The organism is Hymenobacter sp. BT491, assembly GCF_014349165.1.
GTDB lineage: Bacteria > Bacteroidota > Bacteroidia > Cytophagales > Hymenobacteraceae > Hymenobacter > Hymenobacter jejuensis.
The window spans coordinates 682,507-699,847 of record NZ_JACSJJ010000001.1 but is presented as its reverse complement, the minus strand read 5'-3'; the positions used below and the strand labels follow the sequence as shown (position 1 = coordinate 699,847).

The 17,341-nt window shown below is 55.6% G+C and carries 16 protein-coding genes; 11 read left to right on the top strand and 5 right to left on the bottom strand.

Features of this window, described 5'->3' with window-relative positions:
• Positions 1 to 166 precede the first annotated feature (166 nt).
• Positions 167 to 478: a hypothetical protein gene (locus tag H9I52_RS03015; protein ID WP_187452594.1), complete on the top strand. Its 312-nt coding sequence runs from the start codon at positions 167 to 169 to the stop codon at positions 476 to 478.
• 168 nt (positions 479 to 646) lie between these two features.
• On the opposite strand, the gene H9I52_RS03010 is transcribed toward H9I52_RS03015, so the two are convergent.
• Positions 647 to 1,627 (bottom strand): polyprenyl synthetase family protein, encoded by a 981-nt coding sequence (locus H9I52_RS03010; protein WP_139514144.1) that lies wholly within the window; start codon positions 1,625 to 1,627, stop codon positions 647 to 649.
• Between the two features lie 124 nt (positions 1,628 to 1,751).
• Between H9I52_RS03010 and H9I52_RS03005 the strand changes: the two genes are divergently transcribed.
• The 3 genes from H9I52_RS03005 to H9I52_RS02995 all read left to right on the top strand — a co-directional run bounded on the left by H9I52_RS03005 (position 1,752) and on the right by H9I52_RS02995 (position 3,597).
• Positions 1,752 to 2,624 carry an alpha/beta hydrolase family protein gene (locus H9I52_RS03005; RefSeq protein WP_187452593.1) on the top strand — a complete coding sequence of 291 codons (873 nt, stop codon included), beginning with the start codon at positions 1,752 to 1,754 and terminating at the stop codon, positions 2,622 to 2,624.
• Complete coding sequence (folK, locus tag H9I52_RS03000; RefSeq protein ID WP_187452592.1) at positions 2,624 to 3,154, top strand: 2-amino-4-hydroxy-6-hydroxymethyldihydropteridine diphosphokinase; 531 nt, start codon at positions 2,624 to 2,626, stop codon at positions 3,152 to 3,154. The genes H9I52_RS03005 and folK overlap by 1 nt, the downstream gene beginning before the upstream one ends.
• Before the next feature lie 92 nt (positions 3,155 to 3,246).
• Complete coding sequence (locus H9I52_RS02995; protein WP_139514147.1) at positions 3,247 to 3,597, top strand: hypothetical protein; 351 nt, start codon at positions 3,247 to 3,249, stop codon at positions 3,595 to 3,597.
• Between the two features lie 108 nt (positions 3,598 to 3,705).
• Here the strand turns inward: H9I52_RS02995 and fabD are convergent, their stop codons facing one another.
• The 3 genes from fabD to H9I52_RS02980 form a co-directional block, all read right to left on the bottom strand.
• Positions 3,706 to 4,593 carry an ACP S-malonyltransferase gene (gene fabD, locus H9I52_RS02990; protein WP_187452591.1) on the bottom strand — a complete coding sequence of 296 codons (888 nt, stop codon included), beginning with the start codon at positions 4,591 to 4,593 and terminating at the stop codon, positions 3,706 to 3,708.
• A 168-nt stretch (positions 4,594 to 4,761) separates the two neighbouring features.
• Positions 4,762 to 5,073: a hypothetical protein gene (locus H9I52_RS02985; protein ID WP_187452590.1), complete on the bottom strand. Its 312-nt coding sequence runs from the start codon at positions 5,071 to 5,073 to the stop codon at positions 4,762 to 4,764.
• Between the two features lie 85 nt (positions 5,074 to 5,158).
• On the bottom strand, positions 5,159 to 7,984 hold the full coding sequence (locus tag H9I52_RS02980) for a gliding motility-associated C-terminal domain-containing protein (RefSeq protein WP_187452589.1): 2,826 nt from the start codon (positions 7,982 to 7,984) through the stop codon (positions 5,159 to 5,161).
• 234 nt (positions 7,985 to 8,218) lie between these two features.
• Here H9I52_RS02980 and H9I52_RS02975 point away from each other — a divergent pair, with 234 nt between their 5' ends.
• The 7 genes from H9I52_RS02975 (at position 8,219) to H9I52_RS02945 (ending at position 16,018) form a co-directional block, all read left to right on the top strand.
• Positions 8,219 to 8,986, top strand: coding sequence for a succinate dehydrogenase cytochrome b subunit (locus H9I52_RS02975; RefSeq protein WP_139514151.1), 768 nt, complete (start codon positions 8,219 to 8,221; stop codon positions 8,984 to 8,986).
• A gap of 44 nt (positions 8,987 to 9,030) precedes the next feature.
• Entirely contained in the window at positions 9,031 to 10,944 is a 1,914-nt protein-coding gene (locus H9I52_RS02970) for a fumarate reductase/succinate dehydrogenase flavoprotein subunit (RefSeq protein ID WP_187452588.1), read from the top strand.
• A gap of 144 nt (positions 10,945 to 11,088) precedes the next feature.
• Entirely contained in the window at positions 11,089 to 11,844 is a 756-nt protein-coding gene (locus H9I52_RS02965; protein WP_187452587.1) for a succinate dehydrogenase/fumarate reductase iron-sulfur subunit, read from the top strand.
• A 106-nt stretch (positions 11,845 to 11,950) separates the two neighbouring features.
• Positions 11,951 to 12,478 carry an NADPH-dependent FMN reductase gene (locus H9I52_RS02960; RefSeq protein ID WP_187452586.1) on the top strand — a complete coding sequence of 176 codons (528 nt, stop codon included), beginning with the start codon at positions 11,951 to 11,953 and terminating at the stop codon, positions 12,476 to 12,478.
• Positions 12,479 to 13,130: 652 nt separating this feature from the next.
• A complete protein-coding gene (locus H9I52_RS02955; RefSeq protein WP_187452585.1) occupies positions 13,131 to 13,865 on the top strand; it encodes an MbnP family protein in 735 nt (244 codons plus the stop codon).
• A gap of 27 nt (positions 13,866 to 13,892) precedes the next feature.
• The gene (locus tag H9I52_RS02950; RefSeq protein WP_187452584.1) at positions 13,893 to 14,951 is read left to right on the top strand and encodes a cytochrome-c peroxidase; all 1,059 of its coding nucleotides are present in this window, start codon (positions 13,893 to 13,895) and stop codon (positions 14,949 to 14,951) included.
• Between the two features lie 146 nt (positions 14,952 to 15,097).
• Entirely contained in the window at positions 15,098 to 16,018 is a 921-nt protein-coding gene (locus tag H9I52_RS02945) for a hypothetical protein (protein ID WP_187452583.1), read from the top strand.
• A gap of 1 nt (position 16,019) precedes the next feature.
• Here the strand turns inward: H9I52_RS02945 and H9I52_RS02940 are convergent, their stop codons facing one another.
• Positions 16,020 to 17,297, bottom strand: coding sequence for a voltage-gated chloride channel family protein (locus H9I52_RS02940; protein ID WP_187452582.1), 1,278 nt, complete (start codon positions 17,295 to 17,297; stop codon positions 16,020 to 16,022).
• Positions 17,298 to 17,341 lie beyond the last annotated feature (44 nt).

Sequence of the window (17,341 nt, the reverse complement as noted above, 5' to 3'; positions counted from 1 at the left end):
TAAATACAAGCCTCGAACGCTGCTAGTGGGTCTTGCTCTGGCTGAGCCGATTGCGGCTGGGCTTCACCTTTTTGAGATGCCTTGCGTACACTTCCCAACAAGTGCCGCCTCACGAGCGCCGCCGATGCTCTCGCTCCTTTCTCCAACACCAACTTCTTTCCCGCTTATGTGGATTCAGCAAAAACCCAACACCCCTGCTCCCGTCGATGAACTTCAGGGCCGCACCGTCGGATTGAAATTCGAGTGCAACAAGTGCCACACCGAAGTATTTACAGACCTGATTGGCGTGCCCGCACCCGACTTGCTGGCCAATTCCATGGAAGACGACGGGCAATATGAAAAAGAAGAAGTAAAGTGCCCCGGCTGCGACATGACGCACGAAATCACCGTGAAAAGCACCTTCGACGGCGTGATGTTCGACGTTTCGGAAGTAGCACAAGGCAGCGTAAGCTACCAGGTAGCCGAGCCGGAAGTCTAGTCTGAACCAAGGATCGCGGCAACTCTGCCGAGAAGCAGCCGACCCCTGTCAACTCATACAAAGAGCTGTCCTGGATATCCAGGACAGCTCTTTGTATAACCAATTGATTATTAATTAGTTATAAAAAAAATAAGGCATTGCCTGCTGTAGCCCGATCTTACGATACCGCTACTTTTCCCGCTCGATGGTGTAGTTGATTAATTGCTCCAGCGACGTACGGGAGGGCGATTCCGGGAAATTACGCAGCAGCGTCAGCGCCTCGTCGCGGTAGCGTTGCATGGTAGCAATGGCGTAGTCTAGGCCACCGGATTTCTTCACGAAATCAATTACGGCTTGCACGCGGTCTTTGCGGCCGTCGTTATTTTGCACGTTGAAAATAACGCGGCGCTTCGTGAGCCAATCGGCTTGCTGCAAGGCATATATAAGCGGCAACGTCATCTTTTTCTCTTTGATGTCGATGCCGACGGGCTTGCCGATTTCGTCGGTGCCGTAATCAAACAAGTCGTCCTTGATTTGGAAGGCAATGCCGACTTTCTCCCCAAACAGGCGGGCCCGCTCAATGGTGGCTTTGTCGGCGCCGGCCGAAGACGCTCCTACCGCGCAGCACGACGCAATCAGCGAAGCGGTTTTCTGGCGGATGATTTCGAAGTACACGTCTTCCGTAATGTCGAGGCGGCGCGCTTTTTCGATTTGCAGCAACTCGCCTTCGCTCAATTCCCGTACCGCATTCGACACGATTTTGAGCAGATCGTAGTCGTCGTGCTCCAGCGACAATAGCAGGCCTTTCGACAGCAGGTAGTCGCCGACCAGAACCGCTATCTTGTTCTTCCACAGGGCATTAATGGAAAAGAAGCCCCGGCGGTAATTCGACTCATCTACCACATCGTCGTGCACCAGCGTAGCCGTGTGCAGCAGTTCGATGAGCGCCGCGCCCCGGAAAGTAGCTTCGGGCAGTGGGTCGCCGCCGCAGATTTTGGCCGTAAAAAACACGAACATCGGCCGGATCTGCTTGCCTTTGCGCTTCACGATGTAGCCCATGATCTTGTCGAGAAGCATCACCCGGCTTTGCATGGAAGCGCGGAATTTGCGCTCAAATTCCTCCATGTCGGCCGCAATAGGGGCCTGTATTTGATCCAGGGATACTTTCATCGACGGGTAAAGGCGGTGCAATGATACGGGGCGGCGCAACGGTTTCCTAACCTCGCAGTATCCGTAGCGGTTTTAGCCTCGTACTTTCACTACGATTTGTTCACCCGCACTTTTGCTGAAGAAAATGTCCGTCGATACGTCACCCGTTGTTGTTGAGTTTCTGCTGAGCAGTACCCGCCACACCCGCCCCTTCGCCGCCGATGCCCGCTACGTGCCCACTGGCCAGCCCAAACCGGTAGTGGTGTTTGTGCACGGCTTTAAAGGCTTCAAAGACTGGGGACATTTCAACGTGCTCGCCGACTATTTTGCCAACCACGGCTTTGTATTCGTGAAGCTGGACCTGTCGCACAACGGCGTGGTGCCCGGCGGCACCGGCGACCTCGAGGACATGGAGGCTTTCGGTCAGAATAATTTTAGCCTAGAGCTTGACGACCTGGGCATCTTACTGGATCGCCTGCACGAACCAAATGGCACGCCCGTTCCGGCAGCAGAAATGGATTTGTCGCGCTTGTATTTGGCGGGCCACAGCCGCGGCGGCGGGCTGGTGATGCTGAAAGCGGCCGAAGACGCACGCGTACGGGCAGTAGCCGCTTGGGCACCCATCAACGACATCGACCAACGCTGGTCGGAGGACATTATGCGGCAGTGGAAGGAAAACGGTGTGCAGTACGTAGACAACTCGCGCACCGGCCAGCGCATGCCCATGTACTATCAATTGGTAGAAGATTATTTGGCTAATAAGCAGCGCCTCGACATTCCGCGAAACGTGCGCGAAAAGCTCCGCCAGCCCTTATTTATTATCCACGGCGACCAGGACGAAACACTGCCGGTAGAAATGGCGCACGCCCTGAAAAGCTGGAAACCCGAATCTGAGTTGGTGATCGTGCCGGGGGCCGGGCACATGTTCGGCGGCAAACACCCCTGGGATGAAAACCACCTGCCCGCGCAGGCGCAGGAAGTCGCCGACCGCACTATTGCCTTCTTTCGCGGGCTATAATGGCAGAAGCTAATTTTTCCACGGCTTACCTCCTGCTCGGCGGCAACCTCGGTGACCGAGCCGCCACTCTGCGGACAGCCATTCAGCTGCTAAACGAGTCGGCCGGGCGTGTGGTGGAGGTATCGGGAGTGTACGAAACGGCGGCTTGGGGCCTGGAAGATCAGCCTGCTTTTCTCAACCAAGCCGTGCAGCTCGCAACGACCTTACGCCCCAAGCAATTGCTAGCGGCGTGCTTGCAAGTAGAACAGCAAGCCGGCCGCGAACGCCGCATTCGCTGGGGTGCCCGCACCCTCGATATTGATATCTTATTGTATAACAATGAGATAGTAGATACCCCGCAGCTACAAGTGCCCCACCCGCGCCTGCCGGAACGCCGCTTCGCGTTGGTGCCGTTAGCCGAAATTGCGGCGGAAGTGGTGCATCCAGGACTGAGCAAAACCGTGGCGGATTTGCTGGCGGAATGTGCAGATGAGTTGGAGGTAGTGCAGGTCGAGAAGAAAGTCGATAATGGTCGACTTGGCTCTCATTAAATTTGCATTTGCAAATCTGTACTCCATTGCCAGTATCAGATAACCCAATTAATTTAAAAACAAGGTTTAACTAAAAGCATGAATAGAAAAGCATGAATAGATTAGAAGGCAGGTTGAAAAAGGAATTATACTTAGACAAGTTTGTCTTCACTGGCCTCACAAATTTGAACACTGGGTTTGATGTACCTTCAATTAAATACTTTTCAGCGCTAGACTTCGAGATTGTTTTAAAACGAGTTCGACAGCTTGGCTTAGGAATTTATGGGATCGAGCCTTGGAAAAATGGTGAATATTACTGGGCTGTGACTTACGAAGAAGTTACAAATGACCCTACAGATCCTTCTTGGTATATCAAAGCGTTTGAAGATTTCAAAAAAGACGAAGAAGAATTGCAGTACGCAGCAACTTACTATATACCTGATGGGATTTTGACTGAAGAATAAACCAAAATTGCGTTGCTGGCGCACGCCAGCAGCACTACTAGGCTACGGAAACAAGAACGCCCCTCTGAAATTTTCGGAGAGGCGCTTCTTATAAAAGAAATCCCCGGCTTACACCGCTGCCGAACTCAACGCGGCGGCCGGAACAATCTTCTTCACCAAGCCTTGCAGCACCTTGCCGGGGCCGCACTCCACAAAATCAGTGGCGCCGTCCTGAGCCATGCGCTGCACGAGCTGCGTCCAGCGGACGGGCGCGGTGAGCTGGCGCACCAGGTTCTCGCGGATTTCGTCGGGGTCGCGGTGCGGGAGTGCGTCTACGTTTTGGTACACAGGGCAAATTCCGACCGAAAACTTGGTTGTTTCAATAGCCTGAGCCAGAGCCGCTTCCGCCGATTGCATCAGCGGTGAGTGAAAAGCGCCGCCTACAGGCAGCGGCAAGGCGCGCTTGGCACCGGCGGCTTTGAGTTGCTCGCAGGCAATTTCCACGCCCCGCCGCGAACCCGAAATCACAAGTTGGCCGGGGCAGTTGAAGTTGGCAGCCACTACCACATCGCCGCCCTGGCTGATTTCGGTGCAGATGCGCACGACCACATCATCGTCGAGGCCGAGGATGGCGGCCATTGTGCCGGGCTCTACCTCGCAGGCAGTTTGCATGGCTTGAGCGCGCTGAGCTACGAGCTGCAAAGCATCTTCAAACTTGAGCACCTGCGCGGCTACCAGCGCCGAAAACTCGCCCAACGAATGTCCCGCGACCATGTCGGGCAGCAGGCCGTTCATCACGGCGGCTTGCGCTACGGAGTGCAAAAAAATAGCTGGCTGCGTGACGTTAGTCTGGCGCAAATCTTCGTCGGTGCCTTCAAACAGGATGTCGGTCAGGCGGAAACCGAGAATTTCGTTGGCCTGATCCATAAGCCGGCGGGCGATTGGCTGCTGCTCGTAGAGGTCGCGGCCCATGCCCATAAACTGGCTGCCCTGACCGGGGAAAATGACTGCTTTCATGAAATGGAAGTATGCAGAATGGGTGGAAAACACAGATTTGGCGGATGCTTTCTGGAGGGCAGGCCGCCTGTAGTCGGGGCGCAAACTGCACAAATCGGGCGTCATGCCCAAAAGGCATTGCGTATTAGTCTCCAACGGGTAATATATAACTATTTGCTAATCAAAGCATTACCTATATGGCCGTTGGTAGGCCGTTCCGGTGCGTTTGTCCACTACAATGAGTCCTTCACGGGGCCATGTCAGTACGTTACGCTTGAAAAAGACCAGCCATTCGGCCGGCTCTTCCTTCACCCGAGTCGAATCGAGGAAATAGTCGCCGGCTATGGGCTGTTGTTTGAGGTAGAGAGTAGCCACCTTCACGGCCTCCTGCCGGGTCTGGACAATGGCTTCGCGCCGGGATACCGAGTTATCCGGGCTTGTGTTGACGCAGCCACTGAGCGCAAACGCCAGTCCTACTACGAAAAGCAGTGCCTTGACCATGTTCAAAAAAATAAAGGCGACCCACTTGGGCCGCCCTTTTATAATCCTGTCTCTTTCAAAAGGTTGCGAAAGAGCAGCTTGATGTTTAGCGGTTGATCTGCACCCAACCCTTGAAAGTTTTCTTGGTGCTCTTCAGGTCGGCAAACTCCACTTCGGCCTGGTAGTAATACATGCCTTCCGCCACGGCCGGACCGCGCCCGCCTTCGTTGGCCGTACCGCCACCGTTCCAGTTGATGAGCGGATCGGCCGAGCTTTCGTAGATCTTGACGCCCCAACGGTTGAATACCGTGAAATGCGTCCGCCGGATGGGGCTGGCGACTTTCGGGCGGAACGTGTCGTTGATGCCGTCGCCGTTGGGCGTGAAGATGTTGGGCAGCAAGAACAACAAACAGTTGTCGTTGCACACCTCGTTGCTGCGGGCGCTGGCCTGTCCGCTGGCATCGACTGCCTGCACTTGGTAGCAACCGGCCAGTGTGGTAAGGTTGCGGTGAGCATAGCTGAGCACCTTCACCGAGTCAATCTGCCGATACGGCCCGCCCTGCGTAGGACTGAAGAAAATGCGGTAGAAAGCAATCTCACGGTTGCAATTGGGCGGCAGGTTGGTGTTCAGCGTCCAGGTCAGGAAGTTGGTGTAAACCTGCGAGTTGCCTGTGGTGGCCGGCAAATTGAACAGGTTAGCGCTCAGGCTGTCGCAGTTGGTGGCTTTCAGCGAGAGCACCGGCGTACACGGCACGGGCTGCACGCACACCTGCTGGCTCAGGTTGATGAGGTTGGTGGGCAAGCCAGTCCCGTAGGTACCGGTAGTGCGCACGTAGTAACACGCGGGCTGCCCCGTTACGAACGGCCCCGGATCGGTGTAGCTGCCGCCGGTGGCAGTGCCGGTTACCGTAGCCACTTGCACAAAGTTGCCGGCCGCATCCTTGCGGAACACCACTGTTGGGCTGAGCGTGTTGTTCCACGGTACGTTATGGGTCCAGCTTAAGGCAACGCGGCCATCGGACCCGATGGTGCCCTGTGCAAATATGCTCGAAGCGGGCCCAGCCGTCTCTTTCAGCTCTGTGTTAGTGGGCGAACTACTGAAGAACTCTAGTCGGTATGTATAGCCCGTAGTAAGTGTATTAATAGGACCGTTGACGAATACTGTATCGTTCAGATTACCAGTGGTATACACCTGCGTAAACGCCGTGCTCTGGCCGGTGGCCCGCAACAAACGGTAACCGTATGGCTGTGCAAAGCCGGCGCTACTGGTGGGCTTGGTCCACTTCACGGTGATCTGGCCGGTGGTGGCGTCGGTTTTGTCTACGGTTACGTTGGTGAGCAGCGCTGAGCGGCCCGTCAGCGTAACACAGGTTTCTTGTGAGGCAATGCTTGCCCCACCGCCCGGCAGCGGAAACACGGCATAGATGCGGTAGCAATACGTTTTGCCCCGCTCCAGGCCCTGCCCGTTGCGGTCGTCGCGGAAGGCTTGCGTGGAAGCACTTACCGCCCCGATTTGTGTATAGCCTTTGTCAGCCGGAATGCCGGTTTCGCAAGGCCCCGGGGTCCAGTTAGAAGGTCCTTCCCGACGGTAAATCAGGATCTGGCTGGCATTCTGACACACGTAGCGGTCCCAATTCAATACCGCGATGGCGCTGCCGGGCTGCAAGGTGGCTTGCAAGTTCTGCGGCGGCGGTCCCACGACCGTGATGCGCATTACTTTCTCGTCGATCAGCGACTGACTGGATTGCGCAGGTTGGTCTTCCGCTCGGAAAAGCACCTGATAGGGTTCCGAACGTACATTTTCGCACTGGGGCGTCCAGCGGAATGTACCACTAGCCTGCGGCGGACCAGTTTGGTTCTGCACAAACGTAGCCGGCGGGAAAATGCCTCCGAAAGCCGTCAAGCGTATGGCTTGCCCGTCGGGGTCGGTGGCCGTGATGGTCTGCGCCGGAATGGGGGTGCCGGCCACTACACATAAATCGGGCGGAATGGTGATCTCGGGACGCCGGTTGTTGGTGGGCACCACCGTGATCTGCATATCGCGGATGACCGTGCCTACCAATCGCGGTCGGCCGACACCCCGCCGCCATTCCTTGATGACCAAGGCCACGTTGAATTCACCTACTCTAACAGGGGAGTTCCAAACAATCTGCCCGGTACGCGAGTCCACGGTAAAGATGGCATCGGCGCCTACCACACCTGGTGGCGTGCCTGAATAAGAAACCTGCTTGCCCCCTGGCGAAGCCGACTGAGCGCTTGGGTATACAAAGCCTGGTACTACCGCGTTGCGGGGAGTGCAGTCGGTAACGGCCACAACTACTGCGTTAGCGGCTTGGCTAGGCATTAACTCGTACGAAAGCGAGTCGCCATCGGCATCAAAAGCGCCTGGATTGTGCAAGAAGACTTGGTTGGCGCTGGCGTTGTCAATTGCGGGCGCCGTCAGAATTGGTGAGCGGTTGACGCCTAGAGCCGGGTCAATGGTAATCGTAGTAGAAATATAGAAAGTTCGGTTGCCCGGATCCGTCATGTTGAGGATCTGCGCATTCCGGTTTTCTCCTATGTAGCTGACAGTATATTGCCCCGGGGCGTTGTAAGTATGCTCGAAGTAATAAATGTTGCGAAAAACCGTGGGCGAGATCTGGGTTTTGCTGAAGCGGGGCACGCCATTTTGGAGTGTGCACGTCCCGTCGCCAAAGAAGATAGTGACATCCTTTTCATCAACATTGGATACCAGATTAGTCGCCTGATACAGCACCATTTTGAAAAACACACGGCGCGGGTTGGGATTGGCCGTCGTATCGGATTTAGCTTGAATGTCACCCGCCCGGATGTGCGAGGCCTGAGCAGCTGGGGTAAGCCCGAACAAGACCACTGCATTCACCAAAAGCACCAGTAACAGCCGCCCGATGTAATTAGGTAGCGGAAGGTTCATAGAATCACTAAGTTGAAAAGCAATAGTTGAGAAGAAGAAGGTAGGTAAAATTCCTTCGGACACCTAACAAAAATCCAGACCGCTAGGTTAGGTACTTATCCTGCACTTCTAACGGGTACGGCAATGGATAGATTCACTGTAGAGTAAACGTCCAGACCAGATTGTTTCGTACATGGGTGGCATGTACCTTTGACCAATACATCTGACCTACCCAAACCCCTTTTAGTTGCTTTTATGAGTTGGATTAGTAAAACGTTTTCCAGCAGCATCGGCCGCAAGATCATCATGTCACTAACGGGCTTATTTCTCTGCTCGTTTCTGCTCGTGCACCTGCTCATCAACCTGCAAATGCTTCGCCACGACGGGGGTGCAACGTTTAATTTCTGGGCTGAATTTATGGGCACCAACCCCGTGATTCGCTTTATGGAGATCATCCTGATGCTGGGTTTGGCGCTCCACTCGTACCAAGGGTTGGCTTTGGCTCTTAAAAACAAGAAAGCCCGTGGTGCTCAGGGATATGTAGTTAATCATCCGGAGCAGAATTCGCAGTGGTCTTCGCGCAACATGGCGCTGCTAGGTACCCTGCTGCTCATCTTCCTGATCGTGCATCTGATGAACTTCTGGGTTCGCTCCCGCTTCGACGCAATGGGAGGCTTGGCCGAAGTGAAAGTTCCGAACCTTGACCACCCCGTAGGCGACCTGTATTCGGTGGCCGCGGCCTCATTCAAAATTCCTTGGTACGTAGCACTTTACGCTGCGGCCCAGCTGGCTTTGGGTTACCACTTGTGGCATGGCTTCCGCAGCGGTTTCCAAACTTTGGGGCTCAATCACCGCAAGTACTCGCCTGCTATCCGCAGCGTGGGTTACACTTTCGCAGTGGTTGTGTCTTTGCTTTTCGCTGTGATTCCGGTTGTCATGTTTTTTAGCTCGGAATATCAGCCACGGCCTGCTACCGGTAACACCGTGGAGCAGTCGCTCAGCGCCATCACCCACGTGCGCTAGCCCACTTAACCTGATTGACCGCCCAACCCTCTATTTTTTATCCAATGACACTGGACTCAAAAATCCCTGAAGGACCCTTAGCCGAAAAGTGGGACAACCATAAGTTCAACGTGAAGCTCGTCAACCCCGCCAACAAGCGGAAGTACGACATCATTGTGGTGGGCACAGGCTTGGCTGGCGCTTCGGCAGCAGCTTCGCTGGCTGAGCTAGGCTACAATGTGAAGGCCTTCACATACCATGATTCGCCACGGCGAGCGCACTCGATTGCGGCGCAAGGTGGCATCAACGCAGCTAAAAACTACCAGAACGACGGCGACTCGGTCTTCCGTCTGTTCTATGACACCATCAAAGGCGGTGACTATCGCGCCCGCGAGGCCAACGTGTATCGCTTGGCTCAGGTATCGGTGAATATCATCGACCAGTGCGTGGCGCAGGGTGTGCCGTTTGCCCGCGAATACGGCGGACTGCTGGCCAACCGCTCTTTCGGGGGTGCACAGGTAAGCCGGACGTTCTACGCACGTGGCCAAACTGGTCAGCAGTTGTTGCTCGGTGCTTACTCGGCCCTCTCCCGGCAGGTTGCCTACGGAAAGGTGAAGATGTACACCCGCAGCGAAATGCTTGATTTAGTGGTAGTTGACGGGCAAGCCCGCGGCATTATCACGCGTAACCTCATTACGGGGGAAATCCAGACGCATGCGGCGCACGCCGTGGTGCTGGCTACGGGCGGCTACGGCAACGTATTCTACCTGAGCACCAACGCGAAGTATTGCAACGTCACGGCTTCGTGGCGGGCGCACAAAAAGGGGGCTTTCTTTGCTAACCCGTGCTTCACCCAGATTCACCCTACCTGCATTCCGGTGTCGGGCGATTACCAGTCGAAGCTGACGCTGATGTCGGAATCGCTGCGCAACGACGGCCGTGTGTGGGTGCCCAAAGCCAAAGGCGATAAGCGCGACCCGCGCCAGATTCCGGAGGAAGAGCGCGACTACTTCTTGGAGCGCAAATACCCGGCTTTTGGTAACCTCGTACCCCGTGACGTGGCCTCCCGCAATGCCAAACTCATGTGCGACGAAGGTCGTGGCGTGGGCACAACCGGCTTGGCGGTATACCTCGATTTCGGCGACGTTATCAAGCGCGAAGGGGCCGACAAGGTGAGCCAGAAGTACGGCAACCTGTTTGAGATGTACGAGAAGATCACGGGCGAAAACCCATATGAGCTTCCCATGCGCATCTATCCGGCGGTGCACTACACCATGGGTGGTCTGTGGGTTGACTACAACCTGCAAACGACCATCCCTGGCCTGTACGCTACGGGGGAGTGCAACTTCTCTGATCACGGTGCCAACCGCCTCGGCGCTTCGGCTCTGATGCAAGGATTGGCTGATGGCTATTTCGTAATCCCTTATACCATTGGTGATTACCTAGCCAAGACGCCACCCGTTCCGGTTACTACCCAACACCCTGCTTTTGCCGAAGCTGAAGCTTTCGTACGGCAGCGCACGGAAAAGCTGCTGAGCATCAAGGGCAACCGCACGCCAAACGAGTTTCATAAGGCGCTGGGCCACATCATGTGGGAATACTGCGGCATGGCGCGCAACGCCGAAGGCTTGCAGCATGCCAAGCGTGAGATTCAGAAGCTGCGGCAGGAATTCTGGCAGGATGTGAAGCTAACTGGCACCAACGAAGAGCTAAATCAGATGTTGGAAAATGCCGGTCGCGTTGCCGACTTCCTCGAACTAGGTGAGCTGATGGTAGACGACGCCCTGCACCGCAACGAAAGCTGCGGTGGCCACTTCCGCGAGGAGTACCAGACGCCCGAAAACGAGGCCCTGCGCGACGACGAGAATTTTGCTTACGTAGCGGCTTGGGAGTATACGGGTGATAATCAGCCCGAAAGACTGAACAAGGAAGAGCTCGAATTCGAAAACGTCAAGCTCACTCAGCGCAGCTATAAATAAAGCAATGAAGAATGAGGAGTTAAGAATGAAGAAACTACGTTGTGTTCTCAGCCTTAGCTCCTACTTTCTGCCTACTTCTTCATTCTTCCTTCTTGATTCCTCATTCAAAATAAAATGGCTGGAAATAACCCGAATGCCAAACCCATGAACCTTACCCTGAAGGTGTGGCGGCAGAAAAACCGCAACGCTGAAGGGCGCATTGTGGAATATCAAGTGAAAGACATTTCGCCCGAAATGTCGTTTCTGGAAATGTTGGACGTGCTCAACGAAGATCTCCTCCACAAAGGAGATGAGCCGGTAGCATTCGACCACGACTGCCGCGAAGGAATCTGCGGCTCGTGCAATCTGTTTATCAATGGCCGTGCGCACGGCCCGGAGAAAGGCACTACTACCTGCCAACTCCACATGCGCAAATTCAACGACGGTGACACCATTACGGTTGAGCCTTGGCGCGCCAATGCGTTCCCGGTAAACCGCGACCTAAGCGTCGATCGCTCGGCTTTCGACCGCATTATTCAGGCCGGCGGCTACGTGAGCGTGAACACTGGCGGTGCGCCTGACGGCAACGAAATTCCGATTCCGAAAGACATTGCGGATCGTGCTTTCGAAGCCGCTACTTGCATCGCGTGCGGCGCCTGCGTAGCGGCGTGCAAAAATGCTTCGGCTATGCTGTTTGTATCGGCAAAGGTTTCGCAACTGGCTTTGTTGCCCCAGGGCCATGCCGAGCGCAAAACTCGCGTTGAGAACATGGTAGCTCAGATGGACAAGGAAGGATTCGGTGCCTGCTCCAACATCGGCCAGTGTGCTGCCGAGTGTCCGGTGGGGATTTCGCTGGAAAATATCGCTATTCTGAACCGCGAATTTATCAGCGCCAAAGCGACCTCGAATAACCTCTCGTAGAGTTTGCGGTTTACGCACTACTGAAAAGCGAACTGGTAATCCGGTTCGCTTTTTTGTTGGTAAGAAGCACTACTCCCGCCCTTTCTTCATTTCTCATCGCCTTAGCATGATTACCATCATTGCCGGTACCAATCGGCCAAACTCTCGGGCTCGCCGCGTTGCCAACGTATACGCGCATCTTCTGGCCGAACTCGGCGCCGAACATCAGATACTGGATCTGCTGGAGCTGCCCATCGATTTTGCCACGTCGGCGTTATATGCCAATACAGGCAAGCATGAAGAGTTTAACCGATTAGTACAACTGGCCAGCTCAGCCGACAAACTGGTATTTGTAGTACCCGAATACAATTGCTCCTTTCCAGGCGTGCTCAAAACCTTCATCGACGGCCTGCCTTACCCCGGTGGCATCCGGGGCAAGAAGGCCGCTTTGGTGGGGCTTTCGACGGGCACCCAGGGCGGCATTCTGGCGCTCAATCATCTTACCGACGTGCTGATGTACCTCGGCACGACAGTGTTGCCTACCCGCATGCGCCTGCCCTTGGTTGACCAATACCTGACCGAGGAAGGCGAGCTTCAGCACGACTTATACAAGCAACTACTACGCGAGCAGGCTGCAGAGTTGCTGGCCTTTTAAATCGAAAAATCCAATTTCTGGCGAACGTCGTATCTGGGTGACGGCTGTGTAAAGTACTTGATGCCAGAAAATGATGCGCAGCTAGTACCTTTGCTCTATTCCGCTTTTAGCCGTTCGTTGTGAACCGATTGCTCGCTGGTTTTCTAACTGCCCTTATTCTACTCCAGACGTTTAGCCGGGAGCTGTTGGTAGTGGATTATCAGGTGCACAAGGAGCGTATTACGCAACTCTTTTGCGTGAACAAAAGCCGACCGCAGCTTCATTGCAATGGCAAGTGCCACTTAGCCAAGAAGTTGCGCAAGGCAGCAGAAAACGAAAGCAAAGCCCCAGCCGCTGGTTTTGCCAAGGTTAAGTTTGAAGCACTCCCGCTGGTGCGCTTTGCTTTCAGGGCGCCAATCGGTTGGCCGCGCACGCGGGCCATACGCTTTGCGCCCTTGGCCGCCGCACGATGTGCTTTCAGGCCAGCAAACAGCATCTTCCACCCGCCCGCTCAAGGTTGAAATTCAGCGAAGTCTTTGGCGTGTACCCAAGGCACAAAGACGAAGTGTCAACTACAGATTTGACAGTTGATGTATCTGCTTGCATTTCAATTACTTAACTGGATCTTATCAAGATGCTTTTACCTAAGCTTTGGCTTTCTATTACTTCCCTTTTGTGCGCGACTGTTTTGCTTAGCAGTTGCGGCGACCAAGACAACAGCTCCCCCGCTACCGAAACAGGCACTCTGGACCTGGAAATGGAGCATATCGTGGGCACACAAGCGCTGGAACTGAATCGTGCCATGCCCTATACTACGGCGGCCGGCGATCAGTTTAAGGTCACAACCTTTAATTATTACATTTCCAACATCAAGCTTAAGAAAGCCGATGGCACTGAATACGTGCAGCCGGATAGCTATTACTTGGTGAAGGAATCCATTGCGAATTCAAAGCGCCTTGCGCTCGACAAAATACCTGTGGGCGATTACACGGGCATCACGTTCACCATCGGCGTGGACAGCGCGCGCAACGTGGCCGGCGCCCAGATGGGCGCTCTCGACCCTAGCAACAACATGTTCTGGGACTGGAATTCGGGCTACATTTTCCTAAAAATGGAGGGCACATCCGACCAAGCGCCTTCTAAAAGTTTGATCTTCCACGTGGGCGGTTTCAAGAAGCCTTATAATGCTATTCGAACTGTATCGCCGTCGCTGAACGGCAAAACGGTGTTGGTCCGCACCGACCACAGCCCGGAAATGCATTTCCACGTTGATTTGCTGAAGCTCTTTACCGGCATTCGTTTCGCCGATGCCAGTAGCAACAGCCACAGCGCCGGCCCCAGTGCAGTGCGGATAGCCGACAACTATGCGGCGGGCATGTTTACGGTCGATCACATCCACGCCAACTAGCTTTTCCTACCATCTAACTACAGGAAGATGAAAAGGACGCTGACGGCGTCGCTGGCCTTCTGGGGGCTGGCGGCGCTGCTCGTAGCGAGCTGCCAATCGGAGGCAGAAGTAGCGCCCTCAGAAGCGGTGCCCGGCTCCGTATTGCCCGCTAATTTTCCGGCCCCGGCCTACGCTCTGGACCAAAACCCGCCGAGCCGAGAGGCATTTGAGCTGGGACGAATGTTGTTTTACGAGCCGATGTTATCGCGCGACGGGTCGGTTTCGTGCGGCAGTTGTCACCAACAGTTCGTGGCCTTTGCCAACGCCGATCACCGGGTTAGCCACGGCGTAGCCGGCCGCTTGGGCACCCGCAATGCGCCGGCTTTGCAGAACCTGCGGTGGAAGCGCGACTTCTTCTGGGATGGCGGGCCCAAAAACCTCGAAACGTTGCCGCTGGCGCCCCTTACCAATCCTTTGGAAATGGACGAAACGCTCGAAAACGCGTTGCACAAGCTCAACGCCAGCTCCGAGTATCAGCAGCGCTTTTTCAAGCTTTACGGAAGGCAACCCATTGATTCATACCAATTTTTGCGTACGCTGGCCCAGTTTACGGCCGGCCTGACTTCTGCAAACTCGCGCTACGATCAGTATGTGCGCCACGAGCCGGGTGGCGATCTCACCGCGGCCGAGTTGCGCGGCCGCGCCGTGTTAGCACAGAAATGCGCCGCGTGCCACAGTACCGATCTGTTCACCGACGATTCGTTTCACAACAATGGCCTCGACCGCCAGTTTGCGACGGACTCGGGGCGGGCGCACGTCACGGCGGTGCGCGCTGATGTTGGGCTTTTTAAAGTGCCTTCGCTGCGCAATGTGGCCCTGACGGCACCCTACATGCACGACGGCCGCTTTCAAACCCTGGCGCAAGTGCTAGAACATTACGACCACGGCGTGGCCGAATCCCCCACCCTCGACCCAATCCTGCGCCGCCCCGACGGGCAACTGGGCATTCCGCTTACCAGCCAAGAAAAAAGCGACCTGGTAGCCTTTTTCAACACCCTCACCGATCAAGAATTTTTAAAGGACAAACGCTTGTCAGGGCGCCCTTAAACATCGATGACTTCACACAAATCAATTCCACAAGTATTTAATAATCAAATACTTACACAAAAGTAATGAAAAGGATTTTACTTATTCTAGGCTTAAGCTTAGGCCTGCTTCTGCCAACCCAGGCCTGCGACATTTGCGGCTGCTTCATGGGTATTACGCCCTACGACAACCAAAGCGGCGTTTCGCTTATGCACCGCTACCGCATTTTCAATGGCTACCAGGATTACGGACAGAGTTCGAAGTTCTTTCCGGGCGGCGTCCGGCCTTTTTTTCCTTCTCACCTCAACAGTGACAACGGCTACGAACACGAACACCACGGCGATCCTACTGATTATGAGGCGTTTCGAGTGCTGGAGCTGCGCGGCAAATATTTCCTGTCGCAGCGCGTGGAACTGAATGCATTTGTGCCTTTCGTGATGAACACCTCGCAGATCAACAGCAAGCAGCTCAACGCTTCCGGCATCGGCGACGTGACGATTTTTGCCGGCTATCACCTGATTCGGGCCATCGAAACGGCGGGCGTGCAAAGCCGGCTGATCGTGGGCGGAGGCGTGAAACTGCCCACCGGCAATTTCCGCCAAGTGAGCGCCGATGGGCACCGTTATCCGCTGCTCAACCAGGTGGGCACCGGCACCACCGACGGTTTTGTGTATGCCAACTACATCGGCAGCTTCCATAATGTGGGCTTGAGCGTCAATTCCAGCTACCGCCGCTCGACGCGCAATGCATTTGAAAACAGCTTGGCGCCCAGCACGACCACTTTCGCGAGCCTGTTTTACCGGTTGCCGTTGGGCACCAATTGGCAGGTGTACCCGTCGGCGCAGTTTTTCTACGAGAAAACGAAGGGCGAAATGCTGGAAGGCCACCTCACCGGCGAACACGCCATGAACAATGCCCTGCTCGGCCCCGGCCTCGATGTTTATTACAAAAACCTTTCGCTGAATGCGAGCGTGCAACTACCCGTGTACACCGGCACCACTGACCACCCGGCCAGTGCCGGACGCATGGTGCTGGCCGTGGGCTACAGTTTCAACCAGACCAAGTATTTGTTTAAGCGCAAATCGTAGACTAGTGCAAATCGCGCAGGCGTTTGCCTTGCTCGCGCACCCATAGTCCGTGCTTACTCTGCCCAATCATCTGGGCAGAGTAAATGCCACGGTGCCCCGAAAATAGATAGCTCACCACGCAGGCCAGCCCCACGTACAGGCCGCACTCGTGGCCAAACAGCTCGACGGCCATAAACGTGCAGGCCAGCGGCGTGTTGGCCGCGCCGGCAAACACCGCCACAAACCCCATGCCCGCCAACAACGGCATGGGCAGCGGCAAGGTGCCCGAAAGCGCGTTGCCAAGCGTAGCTCCCACGAAAAACAACGGCGTCACCTCGCCGCCTTTAAAGCTGGCCCCGAGCGTAAGCGCCGTCAGCAAGATCTTGAGCGCGAAGGCGTAACCAGGCACGGGCTCCACAAAAGACTGTACGATAGTCGGTATGCCCAACCCGATGTAGCGCGTCGTGCCCAGTGCCCATACCAGCAGCGCGACCAGCACCCCTCCTACTGCCGGCCGCAAAGGCGGCCACGCAATGTAGCGCTTGAATACGCTACCGACAGCGTGCGTAGCCACGCCAAACAGCCGTCCGGCCAACCCAAACGCAATACCCGCCGCCGCCGCGCTAAGCAGTCCAGTTATGCTGTAAGTCGGGGCGTGCAACAACGGATAGTGCGTATGGCCCACGCCCCAGGCCCGCGTAACGTAATCGGCACAAATGGCGGCCAAAAAACTGGGCAGAATGGCATTGTAGCGCAAGCGGCCAATCAGGAATACTTCCAGGCCAAACACCGCACCCGCCAGCGGCGTCCCAAATACGGATGCAAAACCTGCGCTAATGCCCGCGATGAGCAGCAGGTTACGATCGCGTGCATGCAGGCGGAAGAGCTTGGTCAGTTGGTCGGCCAGGGCGGCACCCATTTGCACGGCCGTGCCTTCTCGCCCCGCCGAACCGCCAAAAAAGTGCGTGAGTAGCGTTCCGAGTAGCACCAGCGGCGCCATGCGCAGGGGCACTACAGCTTTGGGCGAGTGAATTTCGTCGAGCAGCAGGTTGTTGCCGCCTTCCACGCTCCGGCCCCAATACTGGTAGAGCAGCCCCACTAGCAAGCCGCCCACCGGCAGCAAAGCAATAATCCAGAGGTGCGACTCGCGCCACTGCGTCACCCAGTCGAGCGCTACCAAAAAGCCGGCCGAGGCCGTACCCGCCAACGCGCCTACCACCGCACAAATGGCCAGCCAGCGCACCGCAAACAGCAGCAGAGGCCGGTACTCGGCCAGCAAAGCAGTAAAATATCGGCTCATGGACGAGCAAGTTGCAGAACCCCGATGTAATTATCTGGAGCCGT

Bases quoted from the DNA above. Each gene is read 5' to 3' on its own strand.
- H9I52_RS03015 (WP_187452594.1), top strand. From the start codon at position 167: ATGTGGATTCAGCAAAAACCCAACACCCCTGCTCCCGTCGATGAACTT.
- H9I52_RS03010 (WP_139514144.1), bottom strand. From the start codon at position 1,627: ATGAAAGTATCCCTGGATCAAATACAGGCCCCTATTGCGGCCGACATG.
- H9I52_RS03005 (WP_187452593.1), top strand. From the start codon at position 1,752: ATGTCCGTCGATACGTCACCCGTTGTTGTTGAGTTTCTGCTGAGCAGT.
- folK (WP_187452592.1), top strand. From the start codon at position 2,624: ATGGCAGAAGCTAATTTTTCCACGGCTTACCTCCTGCTCGGCGGCAAC.
- H9I52_RS02995 (WP_139514147.1), top strand. From the start codon at position 3,247: ATGAATAGATTAGAAGGCAGGTTGAAAAAGGAATTATACTTAGACAAG.
- fabD (WP_187452591.1), bottom strand. From the start codon at position 4,593: ATGAAAGCAGTCATTTTCCCCGGTCAGGGCAGCCAGTTTATGGGCATG.
- H9I52_RS02985 (WP_187452590.1), bottom strand. From the start codon at position 5,073: ATGGTCAAGGCACTGCTTTTCGTAGTAGGACTGGCGTTTGCGCTCAGT.
- H9I52_RS02980 (WP_187452589.1), bottom strand. From the start codon at position 7,984: ATGAACCTTCCGCTACCTAATTACATCGGGCGGCTGTTACTGGTGCTT.
- H9I52_RS02975 (WP_139514151.1), top strand. From the start codon at position 8,219: ATGAGTTGGATTAGTAAAACGTTTTCCAGCAGCATCGGCCGCAAGATC.
- H9I52_RS02970 (WP_187452588.1), top strand. From the start codon at position 9,031: ATGACACTGGACTCAAAAATCCCTGAAGGACCCTTAGCCGAAAAGTGG.
- H9I52_RS02965 (WP_187452587.1), top strand. From the start codon at position 11,089: ATGAACCTTACCCTGAAGGTGTGGCGGCAGAAAAACCGCAACGCTGAA.
- H9I52_RS02960 (WP_187452586.1), top strand. From the start codon at position 11,951: ATGATTACCATCATTGCCGGTACCAATCGGCCAAACTCTCGGGCTCGC.
- H9I52_RS02950 (WP_187452584.1), top strand. From the start codon at position 13,893: ATGAAAAGGACGCTGACGGCGTCGCTGGCCTTCTGGGGGCTGGCGGCG.
- H9I52_RS02945 (WP_187452583.1), top strand. From the start codon at position 15,098: ATGGGTATTACGCCCTACGACAACCAAAGCGGCGTTTCGCTTATGCAC.
- H9I52_RS02940 (WP_187452582.1), bottom strand. From the start codon at position 17,297: ATGAGCCGATATTTTACTGCTTTGCTGGCCGAGTACCGGCCTCTGCTG.